This is a genomic window from Subtercola sp. YIM 133946 (assembly GCF_036553535.1).
Classification (GTDB): domain Bacteria; phylum Actinomycetota; class Actinomycetes; order Actinomycetales; family Microbacteriaceae; genus Subtercola.
In genome coordinates this window covers 50,718-69,436 of the sequence record NZ_JAZHPE010000019.1, presented here as the reverse complement: position 1 = coordinate 69,436, position 18,719 = coordinate 50,718, and the positions used below count along the sequence as shown (strand labels likewise).

Below are 18,719 nucleotides of genomic sequence, written 5' to 3'. Positions count from 1 at the left end.
GCTAGACCCTGTCGTCGCGCCCGGTGAGCGCCAGCAGCCGCGACTGCAGGGGAGCGTCGTCGGCGATCGGCACGGGCGAGGCGAACAGTCCGCTGGCCTCGAGCGTGTCTTTCTGCGGCTCGAACACGGTGTACACCGCCTCGATCAGCCCGCTGTCGAGCTCGTCGGGCGAGTGTGTAGCGCGCGCCAGATCCCAGGTGTGGATGGTCACGTCAGACACCTGCTCGGCGAGGTACTCGCGCGCGGGGATCGTGCCGTACGACACGTGCACCGGCGTCTCGGGGTCGGCCTTCGACCACGCCGAGGCCGCGGCCGACGAGTAGCGGTGCCATTCGGCGATGAGGTCGTCGCCGAGCGCCCGGATGTACGGCTGCGCCTGCCGCACCGTGCGCCCCTCGAGCAGCAGCGGAACCCACTGCTGCTCTTCGATGACGTGCTGCACGAGCTGGTGGGTGTTCCAGTCGGTGTCGGGCGTCGGGGCCGACCAGTCGGTGACCGCCGCCAGCCGTGCGCTGAATTCGTCGTGAGCCGTTTGATGGAGGCTGATCCAGTCGATGCTCATTGGCACTCCCGTTCTTTCTCAAGACTAAAGCCCCGCCGTGGCCCATCCATTCCGCCGTGTAGTTTCGAGAGGTGACTCTTCGAACCCGACTGGTGCGACCGGATGACGCACCCCGGATGCTCGCCCTGAACACCCCGGCCGTGCCGGCCGTCAATCTGCTCGACGCCGACGAGCTGGCGGGCATCCTCGCCGTGGCGCACGCCGGCTTCGCCGTGGTCGACGACGCTGGAGCCACTGGCGACGCACCCGCCGCCGGCCCGACGGGCTCCGCCGTCGCCGCCGCCGCCCCGGCCGCCGCCCCGACGGGCTCCGCCGCGGCCGCCGCCGGCCCGGCCGCCGCCGCCGTACCCCTCCTCGGCTTCGTGCTCACCCTGCTGCCGGGCGCCGCCTACGAGAGCGAGAACTACCGCTGGTTCTCGGCCCGCTCGAACGACTTTCTGTACGTCGACCGCATTGTGGTCGCCGACGGCGCTCGCGACCGGGGCATCGGCGCCATGCTCTACGCGGCGGTCTTCGAGGCGGCCCGCGCGGCCGGTGTGGCCGAGGTGTTCTGCGAGGTGAACCTCGAGCCGCCGAACCCCGGCTCGCTGCGCTTCCACCACCGGCTCGGCTTCGAGGAGGTGGGCCAACAGGCCACCAAGGGCGGCTCTGTCGTGGTCAGCCTGCTCGCGGCCCGGGTCTGACTCAGACCCCGGTTCCTGACCGCCCTGGGCCGGTCGTACGGACCGGCGCACGGGCCGGTCGCCGATCGCACAGGCCGGTCGCCGGTCGCACAGGCCCGCCACCGATCGCACCCGACGATCGCCGTCAGACGATCGCCGTCAGACGATCGCCACCCCGCGCGCCCGCCACCCGCGCACGTCAGAGCCGAGCGCATCGAGCAACCGGTCGCGAGTGCTGCGGATGTGCCCGGTCAGCAGCGACACGGCCCGTTCGGCATCCCGCGCCCGCACCGCGGCCAGCACGGCCCGGTGTTCACTCATCGCGAGAGCCCTGGAGGCTTCGGTCTGCACCTCGAGCCAGCGTGTTCGTGACAGCCGGGTCATCGAACTCTCGGCCGCCGCGGTGAGAAAGGCGTTCTGCGACAGCCGCACCAGCTCGACGTGGAAGTCGGTGCCCATGCGGTGGCTCTGCTCGCCCGAGCCGCTCGCATCGAACGAGAGCAGCCGGGCATCCAGCGCCTCGAGCTCGGCGTCGGCCGCTCGTTCGCAGGCCAGTCGCACGCCGGCCGCCTCGACGACCTCGCGAAACTCGAGCAGCGCGGCGATCTCGGCGAGGTCGATCGGGGCGACGATGAATCCCCGCCCGTCGCGCTGCACCAGGCCCTCGGCCTCGAGCCGCGTCAGGGCCGCACGAACGGGTGTTCGTGAGGCCTGCAGCTCGCTTTCGAGGGCCCGTTCGGTCAGCCGTTCGCCTGGGCTCATCGCCAGGCTCAGGATGCCCTCCCGCAGTTTCTCGTAGATGAGGGCGGTCTGCGACTTCTCGGTCATGCACACACTGTAGCAACTCTGGTATACCGTGGTGGTATACCAAAGGAGATCGAATGCCAGACCGCGGAAGAGCGCCTAACGCCGGCACCGCCGGCACCGCCGCGACAGCGGCCACCGCCCCCACCGCCGAGGCGACGGGCCGTCTCGGCCCTCGCCCGTGGTTCATGCTGGCGCTCGGACTCTTCGCGCAGGTGGCGGGCACGATCGCGGTGAGCACCCCGGCATTCCTCGTTCCGTTGCTGCACGGCGAGCGCGGCCTGTCGCTGGCCGAGGCCGGGCTGGTCGTTGCCGCGCCATCGGTCGGAATGGTGCTGACCCTGATTCTCTGGGGTGCGCTCGCCGACCGGGTGGGGGAGCACTGGGTGATCGCGGCCGGGCTCACCATCACGGCGGCGGCCGCCCTGGGCGCCCTGCTGTCGAGTGACCTGGTGTCGACCGCGCTGTTCCTGCTGGTCGGCGGCATGGGCGCGGCGAGCGCCAACGCAGCCGGAGGGCGCCTGGTGGTCGGCTGGTTTCCGGCGAACCGGCGAGGGCTCGCCATGGGCATCCGCCAGATGGCGCAGCCGCTCGGGGTGGCGGCGGCCGCCATCGTCGTGCCGCCCCTGGCCGCCGCGCACGGGCTGGGTGCCGCGCTGCTCTTCCCGTTCCTCGTCACCGCCGTGGCCGCCGTGACGAGCGCCGCGTTCATCGTCGACCCGAGACGGCACCCGCACGACGTGCTGCCGGCGGGACAGAAGGCGCCGAACCCCTATCGGGAGTCGTCGCTGCTGTGGCGCATCCACGGCGTCTCGGTGCTGCTCGTCTTTCCGCAGTTCGTCATCTCGACCTTCGCCCTCGTCTGGCTGATCACCGACGAGGGCTGGCAGCCGCTCGCGGCCGGCATCGTCGTCGGGGTGGCGCAGTTCGTCGGCGCCCTCGGCCGCATCGTCGTCGGCCTGGTCAGCGACCGGGTGGGCAGCCGCATGGTTCCGCTGCGAGTGGTGGCGGGAGGCGCCAGTGCCATCATGATCGTGCTGGCGCTGACCGACTGGTGGGGGCTGTCGGCGATCGCCGCGCTGGTGGTGATCGTGGCGTCTGCGATCACCGTCGCCGACAACGGTCTCGCCTTCACCGCCGTCGCCGAGATCGCGGGCAGCCGCTGGTCGGGCCGCGCGCTGGGGGCGCAGAACACCGCCCAGTTCGTCGCCGCAGCCGCCACTGCACCCACGATGGGCGCCCTGATCGGGGCTTTCGGGTTCGCCACTGCCTTCGCCCTGACCGCCGTCCTGCCACTCGTCGCCATACCCCTCGTTCCCATCGTCGACAGGCGCTCAGGAAAAAGACTCTGAGCCTCTCGTGAACAATGACGGGCCGAACCGAGGCGCGGTGAAGTAACCCTCGCTGAGCGTGGTACCGTGCAAAAATGCCACGTATCGCGGGAGTTGCCGCTGCCTTTCCCCCACGTTCGTACCCGCAATCCGAAATCACGGAACTGCTGGGCCCCATCATCACGAACAACCCCACCAAGATGGCCCTTGTTCGCCGACTGCATGCCAACAGCAAGGTCGATCGTCGCCACCTGGTGATGCCGTACGACTGGTACAAAGACAGCGACCTGAACTTCACGCTGGCGAACAACACCTTCATCGTCGCAGCCGTCGATCTCGCAGAGGAGGCCGTGCAGGGCGCGCTCGACAAGGCCGGCCTCGTGCCCTCTGACGTCGACTTCATCGTCTTCACCTCGGTCACCGGCATCTCGGCGCCGTCGGTGGATGCCCTGCTGGCCTTGCGCATGGGTTTCCGCTCTGACGTCAAGCGCATGCCGATGTTCGGCCTCGGCTGTGTCGCCGGTGCGGCGGGCATCGCCCGCGTGAACGACTACCTCTGCGGTCACCCCGGCGAGGTGGGGCTGCTGATCTCGGTCGAGCTCTGCTCGCTCACGGTGCAGCGCGGCGACGACTCCATGGGCAACCTCGTCGCGAGCGGGCTGTTCGGCGACGGCTCTGCCGCCGTGGTCATGGTGGGCGCCGAGCGGGCGAGGGGCATGCCTGTGACCGGTCCCGACGTCATCGACACCCGCAGCCGGCTGTACCCCGGCACCCGTGAGGTGCTCGGCTTCAACCCGAGCGAGAGCGGCTTTCGCATCGTGCTCACGGCCGGCGTGGCCGACGTGATCGACGAACACTTCGACAACGACGTGGTGGGGCTGCTCACCGAGCACCGGCTCGGCGTCAGCGACATCGAGGTGTGGATGGCGCATCCGGGCGGCCCCCGCGTACTGAATTCGTTCTCGTCGGCACTGGGGCTGCCCGAGGGCGCTCTCGACGTGAGCTGGAAGTCGATGGCCGAGAAGGGCAACATGTCGTCGGCATCCATTCTGCATGTGCTCGCCGAGACGCTCGAGCTGCAGCGGTTCGGCCAGGGCGACCTGGGCCTGCTCTTCGCGCTCGGCCCGGGGGTCTGCGCCGAGATCGTTCTGCTGAAGTGGCCGGAGGCCGCCGGCCAGTGATCTGGTACGCGGTGCTGATCTTCGCCACCGGGGCCGAGCGGTTCGTCGAACTGGGCGTCTCGGCGAAGAACGCCGCGTGGGCCTTCCGCCACGGGGGCGTCGAGTTCGGTCGCGGGCACTTTCCGTTCATGGTCACGCTGCACACTGCGATGCTGGTGGCCTGCCTGGCCGAGGTCTTTCTGCTGCAACGGCCGTTCACGCCGTGGCTCGGCTACACCATGCTCGTGGTGGCGCTGGCCTGCCAGGCGTTGCGCTGGTGGTGCATCGCCTCGCTCGGCAGGCGCTGGAACACCCGGGTGATCGTGGTTCCCGGCCTGCCGCTGGTGCGCCGCGGGCCGTACCGGCTGCTCGACCACCCCAACTACGTCGCGGTGATCGCCGAGGGCATCGCGCTACCACTGGTCTACAACGCCTGGATCACCGCCGCGGTCTTCACGGTCGTCAACCTCGTGCTGCTGCTGCGGTTCCGCATTCCGGTGGAGGAGAAGGCGTTGGCGTTCGGTGTGGCGCAGGCGCCGGTCGAGCCCTGAGCCCCGCGGGGCCGTAAGCCCGGTCGAGCCGCGAGCCCGGTCGAGCCGCGAGCCCGGTCGAGACCCGACGGCCTGCGGAGGCGCTGGGAGTTCGGCGTCAAGGGGGCGGCACGGGCATCCGGCGGCGACAGACTTGACGGGTGAGTATCTTTCCCGAGAGCATGCGCAACCGCCTGCGGTCGACGTTCACCGGGCAGCTCGACGGGCCGCCCGACTGGGTGCTGGCGCTCGACCAGGGTGACGACGCGGGCTTCTTCGCCCCGGGCTCGGCGACCTGGGCCGTGCATGGCCAGACGGCGACGATCGTGGCCGGCGTTCGGGCGCTGCTCATCCAGGCCCTGCACCCGGGCGCCCTCGCCGGCGTGCACGACTGGTCGCGCTACCGCGAAGACCCGCTCGGCCGGCTGGCCGGCACCATCCGCTGGATCTTCACGGTCACCTACGCCGACACCGCCACCGCCGTCTCGGCGTCGAACTGGGTGCTGCGGCTGCACGAGCGGGTGGTCGGCAGTTACATCGACGCGCAGGGCCTCGAACGCCCCTACGCCGCGAACGACCCCGAACTGCTCAGCTGGGTGCACCTGGCCTTCACCGACTCGTTCCTCGCCACGGCGAAGCTCTGGAGCGATCCGATTCCGGGCGGCCCCGACGCCTACGTTCGCGAGTGGGCGAAGGCCGGCGAACTGATGGGGGTGCCGAACCCGCCGCGGTCAGAGGCCGAGCTGCGCGACCAGTTGCACGCCTTTGTCGAGGCGGGCATCCTGAAGAGCGACGAACGAGTCGCCGAGACCGTGAAGTTCTTGCGCCGGCCACCGCTCGCGCGGTCGATGATGCCGGGTTATCGCGTGCTGTTCGACGGTGCCGTGGCGTCGATTCCCGACGAATACCGCCGGATGCTCGGCCTGAGCCCCACACGGCTGGGCCCCGTCGCGCTGCCGACCGTGGGTTCGACCCGTCTCGTCTTGAAGGTCATCGGCAACATGCTCGGTACCGGGCGCGGACCGAGTGAGCTGGCCGCGCGGCGGCGCCTCGACCGGCTGGCCGAGTCGGCCGCCTGACCCGTCAGCGCAGCCGCATCGTCGGCGGCATCGGCTTCGGCGGCTCTGCCAGCTTGCGCACCCGCCGCCGTTCGAGTCGCGCCGACACGATCATCACCAGCGCGAACACGATCGCGGCCAGCATCACGATCAGCAGCACGGTGCCGTAGACGCCGTGCGTCAGCGCGTCGATCACGGCGACGACCACCACGACGAACGAGCCGCCGAGGCCGAGCAGCGAGAAACGGGTCGCGCGATCCATCCCGGCGCCTAGGCCACTCGGGTCGCGGGCGACGTGGTCTTGGCGGGGTCGCGCTCGACGACGTCGCCGAGCGCCTCGTCGATGCGCGCCAGCACCTCGGCGTCGAGCGTCACCCCGGCCGCGGCGACGTTCGACGCGACCTGCTCGGGCTTCGAGGCGCCGATGATCGCCGAGGCGACGTTCGGGTTCTGCAGCACCCACGCCACCGCCAGCTGAGCCATGGTCAGCCCGACGTCAGACGCGATCGGCTCGAGCTTCTGCACGGCCGTGAGCACCTCGTCGCTCAGCCAGCGCTTGATGGTGTCTTCGCCGCCCTTCGTGTCGGTGGCACGCGAGCCCTCGGGCAGCTGCTGGCCGGGCTTGTACTTGCCGGTCAGCACGCCCTGGGCCACGGGCGACCAGACGATCTGCGAGATTCCGAGCTCTCCAGAGGCCGGCACGACCTCGGTCTCGATCACGCGCCAGAGCGCGGAGTACTGCGGCTGGTTCGAGACCAGCTGAAAGCCGAGCTTCGAAGCCAGCCCGTGCGCCTCGCGCAGCTGGGGGGCCGTCCACTCGCTCACGCCGATGTACAGCGCCTTGCCGGCGCGCACGATGTCGGCGAAGGCCGTCATCGTCTCCTCCAGCGGCGTCTCGTAGTCGTAGCGGTGCGCCTGATAGAGGTCGACGTAGTCGGTTCGCAGCCGCGTCAGCGAGCCGTCGATCGACTCCATGATGTGCTTGCGGCTGAGACCGGTGTCGTTCGGGCCTTTCGGCCCGGTGGGCCAGTAGACCTTGGTGAAGATCTCCAGCGACGACCGCCGCTCGTGCCGCAGCGCCTTGCCGAGCACCTTCTCTGCTGCAGTGTTCGCGTAGGCGTCGGCGGTGTCGAAGGTGGTGATGCCGGCGTCGAGGGCGGCCTGCACGCACTCGCGGGCGACCTCGTTCTCGACTTGCGACCCGTGGGTCAGCCAGTTGCCGTACGTGATCTCCGAAACCTTGAGTCCGCTGTTGCCGAGGTACCTGAATTCCATGCTTCCAGCGTAGCCGCCACCGGATGCCCGGCCTCACGCATCCGCGTCACGGCCCTCGCTCAGCGCTGCAGCCCCATGCGGGCGATGCCGAGCAGCGACTCGTTCGGCAGGAACGCCCGGGTCAGCCCCAGGGCGATCTTCGGCAGGTCGGCCTCGTCGCGGTAGAGCAGGCTCATGCGCTCGTAGCGCGGGTTGAACTTGGTCTTGAAGTTGTGCAGCGACTGGAATCCGTACAGCGGCTCGAGGATCTTGCCCAGCGAGTCGAGCACAGCGTCGATGCCGCTCGGCTCGCCGGCGTCGTCGGCGTGCGCCAGGGGAGCCCCCGAGAGCGACACGAACAGCGCCCCCTCCTGCTGGAAGTGCAGGCACGACGAGGCGATCAAGAACTCCATCACCGGCTTGAAGCCGTCGTCTTTGCGGCGCATCAGGTCGAGGGTCCAGCCCTTGATGACCTGCTCGCCCGGTTCGACGCTGTCACCGTACACCGGCAGCCACGACAGCACTCCCTGCACGGCGTCGTTCTCGTCGAGCGCGAGGGCGGTCTTGACGTGCGGATCGAGTGCCTCATCCACCCCGCCCAGTGTGAAGCCCATCTCGGGCAGGGCCTTGTCGCCCACCCACTCCTCAGAGATCGCGCGCACCTGCGACACGATCGACCACGGCTCGTCGGCCAGTGTCGTCATTCTGAAGGTGATCTTCTCGCGGGTGGCACGGTTGATGGCCGAGCGGATGGGCTGCCAGCGCTTGCCCGCCATTTCGAGAGTGGGCAGGTCGATGATGGTGTCTTCGGCGACCTGCAGGTGGGTCCAGCTGTCGGGCGCCTCCGTGAGGGTGAGGTCAGAGACCGAGAAGAAGCAGGGTGCAAGGCCGATGCGCTCGCACTCGGCCACGAACTCGGCGATGGTCTGCTGCAGCTTCTCTGGCGGCCCCACCGGGTCACCGAGGGCGATCGCGACGCCCGAGTGGCGCTGGTAGGCCACGAAGCTGTCGCCGTCGGCGGTGACGAAGTACGAGTTCGCCTTCCACATGGTCATCCACGAGAGGGTGCCGCCGCCGTCGTCGGTCAGAATCTCGAGCGGGCTCTTCTGGGCATCCGTCTGCCTGACGACACGCCTCGAACGCCGCCACGGCACGCGGTAGGCGCCGCGACCGAGCCACAGGATGACCAGCAGAGCGATCCACAGCGACGAGTTGGTCATGGCTTCGAACAGGGCGGGCGGAAAGTCGACCGCGATGATGGCGTACGCGGCGAGCCCCACGAACTCGATCACGTTGAACAGGCCGAGCAGCACGGCGATGACCCACGACAGCCGGAAGCCCTGCCGGATTCCGTTGGCGATGAGTGCGATGATCACGACGTCGATCAGCACGTCGACCCAGGTGCTGGCGCCCGACGATGTGCTGGTGCCGGGGTCGTCGCTCGGCAGCAGGGTGCCGATGATCTCGACCACCGCCAGGATCACGAGACCTGCGAACGCAAGGATGCGCCACTCGCGCATCGACGGCCGGCCCCGCTTGCGGTGGAAGCCCTGGATGAACGGGGCGACGACCATGACGCCGACGACTCCGAAGAAGTGCTCGATGTCGGCGAGCGACCCGATGTAGATGAGCGCCACCGTCACGGCTGCGAACAGGGCGAACTGGGCGCGCAGGCGCCACGGCGCTCGCAGGGTGATCATGGCGGCGGCCAGGCAGGCGAGCATGCCGCCCGACGGACCGACGTCGTACTGGGTGCCCAGATGGTCGGCCCAGGGGCTGTCGAACGAGCGCGCGGCGAGCAGGAAGAAGAGGCTGCCGACCACGGCCACGATCTGGCCGCCGGCGAAGATGCCGAATGCCCGGCGGGAGCCGAAGGCGCGCTCGGCCCAGCCGACGCCGACGATCAGCCCGACGAGGATGAGGGAGTAGTGCAGGGGGATCTGCGAGAAGAAGGTGCCGGTGACCAGCGTCCACCACTGGCCGGCGAGGAACGACGGAACGCCGTAGGCGATGCTCTGGTACCAGGGCTGCTGATGCACCGGATTCCACAGCGCGCCGGTCGCGATGCCGACGATGAGGAAGACGCCGAACAGGCCGGTGGTGAACGGAAAACGGCGGATGGTGCGGCCGACCGGGCGGAAGACGACGCCGGCCGCCTGTGCGACCCCGGCGAGACCCGACACCCCGGCCAGCCCGGGTACGTTGGCGATGCCGGTCTGGCCGTCGACCATTCCTGCGCGGGCGGCCAGGGGGCTGAGGCTGCCGTCGTCGAGGAAGAGGTCGCCGATCTCGAGTGCGCCGGTGCCGGCCTCGGCGGTGCCGGGCCCGGCGGTGCCCGGCCCGCCGGTGCCGGAGGCACCCTCCACGGCGGCGAGTTCGACCGCCGGCGCCCGTCGGGTGCGGTACACCACCACGATGGCGACCACGACGATCGCCACCAGCACGAGCAGCAGGGCGACCCAGGCGAATTGGTGGATGATCTCGATGGCGGCCTGGCCGAGCATCGACACGATCAACACCACCGCGCCCGACCAGAGGATGGCGCCGACCACGTTCGCTGCGAGGAACCGGCGGTAGGGCATCCGGAGCGTGCCGGCGAGGGGGCCGACGAGAATGCGCAGCACGGCGACGAACCGGCCGCCGATCACGGCCAGGGCGCCCCAGCGGTTCATTGCGGCGATGGCGCGATGGATGCGTTCTGGCCCGAAGCGCTGTGGAAAGCGGCGTGCTCCCACGGTGAGCAGGCGAACCCCGAAGCGATGGCCGATGAGGTAGCCGATCGAGTCGCCCACCACCGCCCCGACCACGGCCGCGCCCCACACCAGCCACGGTGAGATGTGGCCGTCGAGCGACACCAGGGTGGCGGCGATCAACACCGTCTCGCCGGGCAGCGGCACACCGACGCTCTCGATGGCGACGAAGCCGGCCACGACGAGAATGATGAGAACCGGCGGAATCGTTGCCAGCCACTGGTCCACTGTTCGCCCCTTGTTCTGTTCGGCCGGCAGCCCCGCGAGCCGGTCACCTCGACTCTCACCATAGTAGGGCCGGGCACGGCGGTAGTCTGGAGCGCATGAGCGAAGTCGAAATCACCACTGTCTCGTACACCGTCTCGGCCGACTACTACGCCACCGTCGGCGCCGACTTCGACACCGAGGCGGTCGACGACGCCGTTCTCGCGCGGCTGAACGCGCTGGTGCCCGCCGGCGTCGTGGTGCATCGCAACGGCAAGGTCTACGCCGAGCGTGACGCCGAGGCCGCCGCGCGGGCCGTCGACTGGCGCGCCCTGCTCGCCTCGATCGACGTCGACCAGATTCTCGCCGAACATGGTCGCTGACCTCGGGCTGACCCTCGCGGGGGCGAACGGGTGACCGCGACTCTCGTCGCGAAAGGGTTGTCGGGCGGGCACGGGCACCGCGTGCTGTTCGCGGGGCTCGACCTCACCGTCGCTCCCGGCGATGTCGTCGGGCTCGTGGGAGCCAACGGCGCCGGCAAGACGACACTGCTGCGGTTGCTGGCGGGGGTGGATGCTCCGCTCGACGGCACCGTCTCGCTGGCGCCGCCCGACGCCTTCGTCGGCTGGTTGCCCCAGGAGCACGAGCGCATCCCAGGTGAGACCGTGGCCGGGTACATCGGCCGCCGTACCGGGTGCACCGAGGCCACGGCCGAGCTCGAGCGCACCTCCCTCGCCCTCGGCTCAGACGACCCCGCGGCCGCCGACGAGTACTCGGCGGCGCTTGATCGCTGGCTCGCCAGCGGTGCCGTCGATCTCGATGAGCGCCTGCCGGTCACCCTCGCCGACCTGGGCCTGACCGCCGACCCGGCCGCCGCCATGACAGGGCTCTCGGGCGGGCAGGCCGCACGCGTGGCCCTCGCCGCCCTGCTGCTCTCGCGCTTCGACCTCGTTCTGCTCGACGAGCCCACGAACGACCTCGATCTCGACGGCCTCGCCCGGCTGGAATCGTTCGTGCGCGGCCTCCGTGGCGGCGTCGTGCTGGTGTCGCACGACCGCGAGTTCCTGGCCCGCTGTGTGACGACGGTGGTCGAACTCGACCTGGCCCAGAACAGCATCGGCGTCTACAACGGCGGCTACGAGTCGTTTCTCGAAGAGAGGGCGACCGCTCGTCGCCACGCCCGCGACGACTACGACGAGTTCGCCGCGAAGAAGGCCGACCTCGTGGGGCGGGCCCGCACCCAGCGCGAGTGGTCGTCTCAGGGTGTTCGAAACGCCCTCAAGAAGGCGCCCGACAACGACAAGATCCGTCGCCGAGCGGCCGCCGAGTCGAGCGAGAAGCAGGCCCAGAAGGTGCGCCAGATGGAGAGTCGCATCGCCCGGCTCGACGAGGTCGATGAACCGCGCAAAGAGTGGCAGCTGCAGTTCAGCATCGGCCAGGCCCCGCGGTCGAGCGCCGTCGTCTCGACGCTCGGCGCGGCGACCGCCCGCCAGGGCTCGTTCACGCTGGGCCCCGTGACGCTGCAGATCGATGGCGGCGATCGGGTGGGCATCACCGGCCCGAACGGCGCCGGCAAGTCGACGCTGCTGCGGCTGCTGCTCGGCACGCAGGTGCCCGACGACGGCACCGCCAGTCTCGGTCGCAGCGTCGCGATCGGCGAGATCGACCAGGCCCGGTCGTTGCTCGAGGGCGACGAACCCCTCGTCGACGCCGTGGCCGCGCAGATGCCCGACCAGCCCGTCCCCGAGGTGCGCACGCTGCTGGCGAAGTTCGGGCTGAAGGCCGACCACGTCGACCGGCCCGTGTCGACGCTCTCGCCGGGCGAGCGCACCCGCGCCGCCCTCGCACTGCTGCAGGCGCGGGGTGTGAACCTGCTCGTGCTCGACGAGCCCACCAACCACCTCGACCTGTCGGCCATCGAGCAGCTCGAGCAGGCGCTCGACTCGTACGACGGAACCCTGCTGCTGGTCACCCACGACCGCCGGATGCTCGACACGGTCTCGCTCACCCGCCGGCTGAACGTCGCCGACGGAATCGTGACAGAGCTCTGACGTGACAGACCACGTGTACGTCGGCCTGGTGCGCGGAATCAACGTCGGCACCGCACACGCGGTGAGCATGACCGACTTCAGGGCCGTCTTCGAGACCCTCGGCTTCACCTCGGTCGGCACCCTGCTGCGCAGCGGGAACGTGGTGTTCGTGTCGGGCCGCCGCCTCACCGCGGCCGACACCGCTGCGATCGAGGCCGAGTTCGAGCGGGTCGCCGGGTTCGCCGCCGGCTTCGTCATTCTCGCCGCCGAGCAGTTCGAGACCATCACCGCCGAGAATCCACTGCTCGAGGTCGGCACCGACCCGTCGAAGCTCGTCGTGGCCTACGTTCCGCCGACACCGGATGCCCGTGCCGCCCTGGCCTCGAAAGACCTGGTGCTGCCCGACCCCGACGCCCTGCTGCCCGAGATACTCACGGTCGGGCCGAACGCCGTGTACAACTGGTGCCCGAACGGCATCTCGAAGTCGAAGGTGCCGGCCTCGTTCTGGCGCCAGCTGGGCATCACCTACACCGCGCGCAACGTCAACACCGTCGAGAAGCTGAGGGCGATGGTGCACGAACGCTCGAATGTCGGCGGCGGCTCGTAAACTTGGGGGGTGGCAGAGGCGAAGCGTGCAGCGAGCTGGGCGTCCAAGCCGGTGCCCGAAGCGCCCGCCGCGCGCCCCACGGTGTTCGGCGGCGGGGTCGATGACGGCAGTGCGACCATGCTGCACATCGACATGGATGCCTTCTTCGCGTCAGTAGAGCTGCTCGAACATCCAGAGCTCGTCGGCAAGGCCGTCATCATCGGTCACGCCGGCGGCCGCGGGGTGGTCACGTCGGCCACCTACGAGGCACGGCGTTTCGGCGTGCACTCGGCCATGCCGGTCGCCCGAGCGCTTCAGCTCTGCCCGCACGCCATCGTTCTGCCCGGGCACATGGAGAAGTACAAGCGCTATTCGGGCGAGGTCATGTCGATCTTTCGCGACGTGACCCCGCTGGTCGAGCCGCTCAGCATCGATGAGGCGTTTCTCGACGTGGCGGGCGCCCGGAGGCTGCTCGGCTCGCCCTCGACGATCGGTGCCGCGGTGCGCCGCCGGGTCGAGGCCGAGACGGGCCTGACCTGTTCGGTGGGAGCCGCTTCGACCAAGTTCATCGCGAAGCTGGCCTCGGGGCGGGCGAAGCCCGATGGCATGCTGGTGATTCCGGCGGGCTCGACGCTCGCGTTTCTGCATCCCCTCCCCATCTCGGCGCTCTGGGGTGTCGGCGCGACCACGGCCGAGGCGCTGGCGAGGCTCGGCATCCGCACGGTGGGCGAGCTCGCCTCCACCCCGCTCGCAACCCTGAAGAACCGGGTCGGCGAGGCGGGCGGCCAGAAACTGCACGACCTCGCCAACGGCCGCGATGCCCGGTCGGTGGTCACCACCCGCACCGAGAAGAGCGTCGGCCACGAGATGACCTTCGAGCACGACGTGGCGGATGCCCGGCAGGTGCGGCTCGAACTGCTGCGCCAGAGCGACCAGGTCGCCGTTCGGTTGCGCCGGGCGGGGCTGGCGGGCAAGACCGTCTCGTTGAAGCTGCGGTTCAGCGACTTCTCCACGATCACCCGGTCGCGCACGCTCGCCGAGCCGACCGACCTCGCCCAGACGATCTCCGACGCCGCGCGCGACCTGTTCGACGCCCTCGGGCCGATGCTGCAGCGCGTGCGGCTCATCGGCGTGCGGGTGGAGAACCTCGTCGAGGCGTCAGAGGTGGTGCACCAGCCGTCGCTGTGGGCCGACGAGTCGGCGCCGAGCGACGGGTGGCGCGACGCCGAGGTGACCGTCGACCGGGTGGCCGAGAAGTTCGGGTCGGGTGCCGTGAGGCGGGCGTCGCTCGTGCGGCCGGCGCGCGAGCATCCGCAGACCCCGCCCTTCACGCCAGACAGCTGACGCCGATACCGGCCCTGCCGGGCCTGAACCGGTGGATGCCGTGTCAGGCGCGGCGGTAGACGGTGGCCGAGTGCGCGGGCAGGGTCGTCAGCGTCTCGGGGGTCGTCGGTGCTGCATCTGCCAGAACATCCTGCGTCGCCAGAACAATCTCGCCGACCTCGCCGTCGATCACCGACGCGTCGATCGCGTCGTCGGCGAAGTTGACCAGAATGCTCAGGTCGCCCCGGCGCAGCTCGAGCCAGTGCGCCTTCTCGTCGAAGCGCACCGAGCTGCGGGAGAACCGCGGATCGGTGAACTCGGGGTGGGTTCTGCGCAGTCTCGCCAGCTCGCGGTAGAGCCGAAGCACGGCCGCGTGCCGCCCTTGACCGGGCTCGGACCAGTCGAGCTTCGAGTTCTCGAACGTCGACGGGTCTTGCGGGTCGGGAACAGCCGACTCGTCCCAGCCCATCTTCGCGAACTCCTCGATGCGCCCCTTCGCCGTGGCCTCGCCGAGCTCGGGCTCGGGGTGCGAGGTGAAGAACTGCCACGGCGTCGACGCGGCCCACTCCTCGCCCATGAAGAGCATGGGCGTGAACGGCCCGAGCAGCGTCAGCACCGCAGCGATGCCGAGTTGGCCGTCGGTCAGCGACGCGCTCAGCCGGTCGCCCGTGGCGCGGTTGCCGATCTGGTCGTGGTTCTGGTTCGCCACCACGAGCCGCCACGACTCGGTGTGGTCGGTGTCGATCGGCCTGCCGTGCATCTTCTCGCGAAAGCTCGACCAGGTGCCGTTGTGGAAGAAGCCCTCGGTGAGCACCTTGGCCAGCGCAGACAGGGGTTCGAAGTCGGCGTAGTAGCCGGTGGTCTCGCGGGTCAGCGCGACGTGCACCGCGTGATGGAAGTCGTCGCTCCACTGCCCGGTGAGCCCGTAGCCCTGAGTGCTGCGGGGCGTGAACATCACCGGGTCGTTGAGGTCTGACTCGGCGATGAGGCTGAGCGGCCTGCCGAGGAACGACGACAGGGCATCCACCTCGGTCGACAACTGCGCCAGCAGGTGCGGGTGCGAGTCGTCTTGCAGCGCATGCACGGCGTCGAGGCGCAACCCGTCGACGTGGTAGTCGTTCAGCCACATCAGGGCGTTGTCGATGATGTAGCGTCGCACCTCGCCCGACCCCGGGCCGTCGAGGTTGATCGAGTCACCCCAGGTGTTGGCTTTGGCGTCGCTCAGGTACGGGCCGAACTGGGGCAGGTAGTTGCCGCTCGGCCCGAGGTGGTTGTACACCACGTCTTGGATGACGGCCAGGCCCTTCGCGTGAGCGGCGTCGACGAAGCGCTGGTACCCCTCGGGGCCGCCGTACAGCTCGTGCACCGCGAACCAGAGCACGCCGTCGTAGCCCCAGTTGTGCGTGCCGTTGAAGGCGTTGACCGGCAGCACCTCGACGAAGTCGACGCCGATCGAGACGAGGTGGTCGAGCTTGTCGATGGCTGCGTCGAAGGTGCCCTCGGGGGTGAAGGTGCCGATGTGCAGCTCGTAGATCTCGCCACCGGCCAGCTGGCGGCCCTTCCACGAGCCGTCGCTCCATTGGTGGCGCGACGGGTCGAAGGTGCGCGAGAGCCCGTGCACGCCGGTCGGCTGCCGGCGTGACCGCGGGTCGGGCACGGCTGGTGCGTCGTCGGCGGGTGCCTGGTCGGCCGTCGCGTCGTCGGCTTCCGCCCCGTCGGCGGATGCGTCGGCGGATGCGTCAGCCGAGTCGGCGGCAGGCTCGAGCACGTACCCGTAGTCGGCGTCGATGAAACCGGTCAGCCCGGGTGCTGTGAACCAGCCACCCTCACGCGACTGCATCTCGATGCTGCGCAGACCGCCCGGCGCAGCAGCCTTCGCGGGGTCGGTCGATGCCGCGCTCTCGGCCTCGTCGAGGTCGAGGGCGCTCTCAGCCGGCGTGTTCTCATGCAATTGCAGGGTCACCCGCGCGGCTCGCGGCGCCCACACGTCGAACTGTTTCAGCGTCATCGATCAGCCTTTCGTGGCGGGTACGAGCAGCGCGACGGGGTACGTCTGCAGCAGCTCGGCGAGCAGGATGGTGGAGCCGTCGTATTCGCGCCCGGTGATCACATCGCGCACCCGCTCGTAGTCGGTCGACAGGGTGGTGTCTGCCCAGCCGCCGCGTGCCGCGAGGCCCACCGGCAGTCGGGTGGCGACGGTGATCGCCTCGTCGCGGTCGAAGGCCACGACGTGGTCGGCGGCCGCTCCGGTAGCGGCCAGCGGGCGGTAGCCCTGAAACTGGCCGGGCCGGTCGCGCCGAAGCCGAAGCGCCCTCGAGGTGACGAGCAGTTTCGCGGCGCCGGTCTCGTCGATGGGGGGCAGGTCGCCGGCGTCGATGCGGGCGAGCATGCTGCGCCGCACGCCGTAGTCGACGGGCCGGCGGTTGTCGGGGTCGACGAGAGAGGTTTCCCAGAGCTCGCTGCCTTGGTAGACGTCGGGCGAGCCCGGCGAGGTGAGCTGCAGCAGCTTGAGCGACAGCGAGTTCGACCAGCCCGGCTGTTCGACCAGCTTCAGGAAGCCGGCGATGACCCGTCGCACCTCGTGCGAGTCGAAGGCGCTGTCGACCAGGCGATGCATGCGCGTCTCGAACTCCTCATCGACATCGAGCCAGCCGGTGGAGTCTCCGGCCTCGCGGGCGGCCTTCTCGGCGTAGGCGTGCAGTCGCTCGCGCGACGCCGGCCACGACCCGATGATCGCCTGCCAGAGCAGATTCTCAAGCTGCCCGTCGCCGAGCGGCGCCAGTTGGCGCAGCTGTTGCAGGGTGGATGCCCACTGCTCGGGAAGCTCGGCAAGCACCGAGATGCGGGCCCTCGTGTCTTCGCCGCGCTTGGTGTCGTGCGTCGACAGAGTGGTCATGCTGTTCGGATACGCCCGCAGCCGTGTCACCTGGCGCTTGTGCAGCTCGCCCACCGGAATGGCGAACTCGGCGGGGTCTGCGCCCACCTCGTTCAGCGACGTGAGCCGATTGAAGCGGTAGAACGCGGTGTCTTCGACACCCTTGGCCATGACCATGCCCGAGGTCTGCTGAAACCGCAACGCGGCGATGTTCGTCGGGTCGGCCAGCACCGGCAGCAGGTCGTCGATGGTCTGGGCGAGGTCGGGCCGGTACGTCTCGGCCAGGTCGGCCGCGGCCCGCAGCTGCTCAGAGCCGAGGGGCAGATACGACCGGTAGACCGGAAAGCAGGCGAGCAGTTCGGCGACCGCATCGGCGACGCTGGTCGCGTCGAGCGGTGGCAGGCCCGTGGCGAAGTCGCCAGAACCGGCCTGCACCGTGCCGGTGATGTAGATCGCCCCGCTGGCGTCGAGGTCACGCACGATGCGAAGCACCTCAGAGCGCAGGATGCCGTCGGCGATACCCCGCTTGGTGCCGTGGATCAGCTCGGCGAACGACGACGGAGCCGGCTTGTCGTCGGTTGCCAGCTCCTTGTCGAGGGCGTTCAGGCGCTCTTCGCCCGCCGGGTCGACCAGAACGCGGTCGAAGTCGGCGAGGGCGTCGTAGCCGGTCGTTCCCGCCGTGGCCCACTCGGGCGGCAGCGGCTCGCGGCCCTCGAGAATCTTCTCGACCAGCACGTACGCGTGCCCGGTGAGGGCGCCGAGCCGCTCGAGGTACTGGCCCGGGTCACGCAGGCCGTCGGGATGATCGACCCGCAGCCCGTCGGCCAGACCCTCGTCGAACCACCGTGCGATCTCGACGTGCGACTCGTCGAACACCCGCGCGTCTTCGACCCGGATGCCGGCAAGCGTGTTCACCGCGAAGAAGCGCCGGTAGTTCAGGTCGTAGTCGGCCCGGTGCCAGTTCACGAGCTCGTAGTGCTGGCGCGAGTGCACCGTCACCGCATCTGCACCGTCTTCGAACGTGCCGGGTGCCAGCGGGTACCGGTTGTCGTAGTAGTGCAGTTCGGAGCCGACGATCTCGAGCCCGTCGAGCGAGTCGTCGCCGAGCACGGGGATGCGCACCCGACCACCGCCAAACTGCCAGTCGACGTCGAACGAGTCTGCGTAGCGCGAGTCGCGGCCGTGCTTCAGCAGATCCCACCACCAGAGGCTCTGCTCGGGTGTGGCGACGCCCACGTGGTTCGGCACGATGTCGATCAGCACGCCGAGACCGTGTTTGCGCGCCTCAGCGACGGCCGCCTCGAGCCCGGCCGCCCCACCCCGCGCGGGGTCGACCTGCGAGTGGTCGATGACGTCATACCCGTGGTCTGACCCGGGCTCGGCCTTCAGCAGCGGCGAGAAGTACAGCCAGTCTGCCCCGAGGTCGTGCACGTACTCGGCTGCGGCTGCCGCCTCCTGCAGCGTGAAGGCCGAGGTGACCTGCAGTCGGTAGGTCGAGTGGGGAACGCGCATGTCGTGCTTTCTCTCGTTCGGGTCGGGTTCTGGCGTGTGCGGATGAGTCGGTTCGAGAATGCGCCGTGAGGCGCGCCC

The 18,719-nt window shown here is 69.7% G+C and carries 16 protein-coding genes; 9 read left to right on the top strand and 7 right to left on the bottom strand.

Features of this window, described 5'->3' with window-relative positions; all coding sequences use genetic code 11:
* Position 1 precedes the first annotated feature (1 nt).
* The gene (locus V3W46_RS07055; RefSeq protein WP_331782381.1) at positions 2-562 is read right to left on the bottom strand and encodes a TIGR03086 family metal-binding protein; all 561 of its coding nucleotides are present in this window, start codon (positions 560-562) and stop codon (positions 2-4) included.
* Positions 563-633: 71 nt separating this feature from the next.
* On the opposite strand from V3W46_RS07055, the gene V3W46_RS07050 reads away from it, so the two are divergent.
* Positions 634-1,245: a GNAT family N-acetyltransferase gene (locus V3W46_RS07050; RefSeq protein WP_331782380.1), complete on the top strand. Its 612-nt coding sequence runs from the start codon at positions 634-636 to the stop codon at positions 1,243-1,245.
* 138 nt (positions 1,246-1,383) lie between these two features.
* Here the strand turns inward: V3W46_RS07050 and V3W46_RS07045 are convergent, their stop codons facing one another.
* Entirely contained in the window at positions 1,384-2,052 is a 669-nt protein-coding gene (locus tag V3W46_RS07045) for a GntR family transcriptional regulator (RefSeq protein WP_331782379.1), read from the bottom strand.
* Between the two features lie 53 nt (positions 2,053-2,105).
* On the opposite strand from V3W46_RS07045, the gene V3W46_RS07040 reads away from it, so the two are divergent.
* The 4 genes from V3W46_RS07040 (at position 2,106) to V3W46_RS07025 (ending at position 6,128) form a co-directional block, all read left to right on the top strand.
* Positions 2,106-3,380: an MFS transporter gene (locus V3W46_RS07040; RefSeq protein ID WP_331782378.1), complete on the top strand. Its 1,275-nt coding sequence runs from the start codon at positions 2,106-2,108 to the stop codon at positions 3,378-3,380.
* A gap of 74 nt (positions 3,381-3,454) precedes the next feature.
* Complete coding sequence (locus V3W46_RS07035) at positions 3,455-4,540, top strand: type III polyketide synthase (protein WP_331782377.1); 1,086 nt, start codon at positions 3,455-3,457, stop codon at positions 4,538-4,540.
* The gene (locus V3W46_RS07030) at positions 4,537-5,070 is read left to right on the top strand and encodes an isoprenylcysteine carboxyl methyltransferase family protein (protein ID WP_331782376.1); all 534 of its coding nucleotides are present in this window, start codon (positions 4,537-4,539) and stop codon (positions 5,068-5,070) included. The genes V3W46_RS07035 and V3W46_RS07030 overlap by 4 nt, the downstream gene beginning before the upstream one ends.
* Before the next feature lie 140 nt (positions 5,071-5,210).
* Complete coding sequence (locus tag V3W46_RS07025) at positions 5,211-6,128, top strand: oxygenase MpaB family protein (protein ID WP_443069949.1); 918 nt, start codon at positions 5,211-5,213, stop codon at positions 6,126-6,128.
* Between the two features lie 4 nt (positions 6,129-6,132).
* Here V3W46_RS07025 and V3W46_RS07020 read toward each other — a convergent pair whose 3' ends face one another.
* The 3 genes from V3W46_RS07020 to V3W46_RS07010 are packed head-to-tail and all read right to left on the bottom strand — an operon-like array spanning position 6,133 to position 10,339.
* Positions 6,133-6,369: a hypothetical protein gene (locus V3W46_RS07020; protein ID WP_331782375.1), complete on the bottom strand. Its 237-nt coding sequence runs from the start codon at positions 6,367-6,369 to the stop codon at positions 6,133-6,135.
* Between the two features lie 8 nt (positions 6,370-6,377).
* Positions 6,378-7,382, bottom strand: coding sequence for an aldo/keto reductase family protein (locus V3W46_RS07015; protein WP_331782374.1), 1,005 nt, complete (start codon positions 7,380-7,382; stop codon positions 6,378-6,380).
* Positions 7,383-7,441: 59 nt separating this feature from the next.
* Entirely contained in the window at positions 7,442-10,339 is a 2,898-nt protein-coding gene (locus tag V3W46_RS07010) for a phosphatidylglycerol lysyltransferase domain-containing protein (protein ID WP_331782373.1), read from the bottom strand.
* Between the two features lie 95 nt (positions 10,340-10,434).
* Here V3W46_RS07010 and V3W46_RS07005 point away from each other — a divergent pair, with 95 nt between their 5' ends.
* The 4 genes from V3W46_RS07005 (at position 10,435) to V3W46_RS06990 (ending at position 14,275) form a co-directional block, all read left to right on the top strand.
* A complete protein-coding gene (locus tag V3W46_RS07005) occupies positions 10,435-10,698 on the top strand; it encodes a hypothetical protein (RefSeq protein WP_331782372.1) in 264 nt (87 codons plus the stop codon).
* Positions 10,699-10,728: 30 nt separating this feature from the next.
* Positions 10,729-12,366, top strand: coding sequence for an ABC-F family ATP-binding cassette domain-containing protein (locus V3W46_RS07000; RefSeq protein WP_331782371.1), 1,638 nt, complete (start codon positions 10,729-10,731; stop codon positions 12,364-12,366).
* A gap of 1 nt (position 12,367) precedes the next feature.
* Positions 12,368-12,952 (top strand): DUF1697 domain-containing protein, encoded by a 585-nt coding sequence (locus V3W46_RS06995; RefSeq protein ID WP_331782370.1) that lies wholly within the window; start codon positions 12,368-12,370, stop codon positions 12,950-12,952.
* Positions 12,953-13,069: 117 nt separating this feature from the next.
* Positions 13,070-14,275 carry a DNA polymerase IV gene (locus tag V3W46_RS06990; protein WP_443069951.1) on the top strand — a complete coding sequence of 402 codons (1,206 nt, stop codon included), beginning with the start codon at positions 13,070-13,072 and terminating at the stop codon, positions 14,273-14,275.
* A gap of 43 nt (positions 14,276-14,318) precedes the next feature.
* On the opposite strand, the gene treZ is transcribed toward V3W46_RS06990, so the two are convergent.
* Complete coding sequence (gene treZ, locus V3W46_RS06985) at positions 14,319-16,262, bottom strand: malto-oligosyltrehalose trehalohydrolase (RefSeq protein ID WP_331782368.1); 1,944 nt, start codon at positions 16,260-16,262, stop codon at positions 14,319-14,321.
* 3 nt (positions 16,263-16,265) lie between these two features.
* The gene (treY, locus tag V3W46_RS06980) at positions 16,266-18,641 is read right to left on the bottom strand and encodes a malto-oligosyltrehalose synthase (RefSeq protein ID WP_331782367.1); all 2,376 of its coding nucleotides are present in this window, start codon (positions 18,639-18,641) and stop codon (positions 16,266-16,268) included.
* Positions 18,642-18,719: the final 78 nt, after the last annotated feature.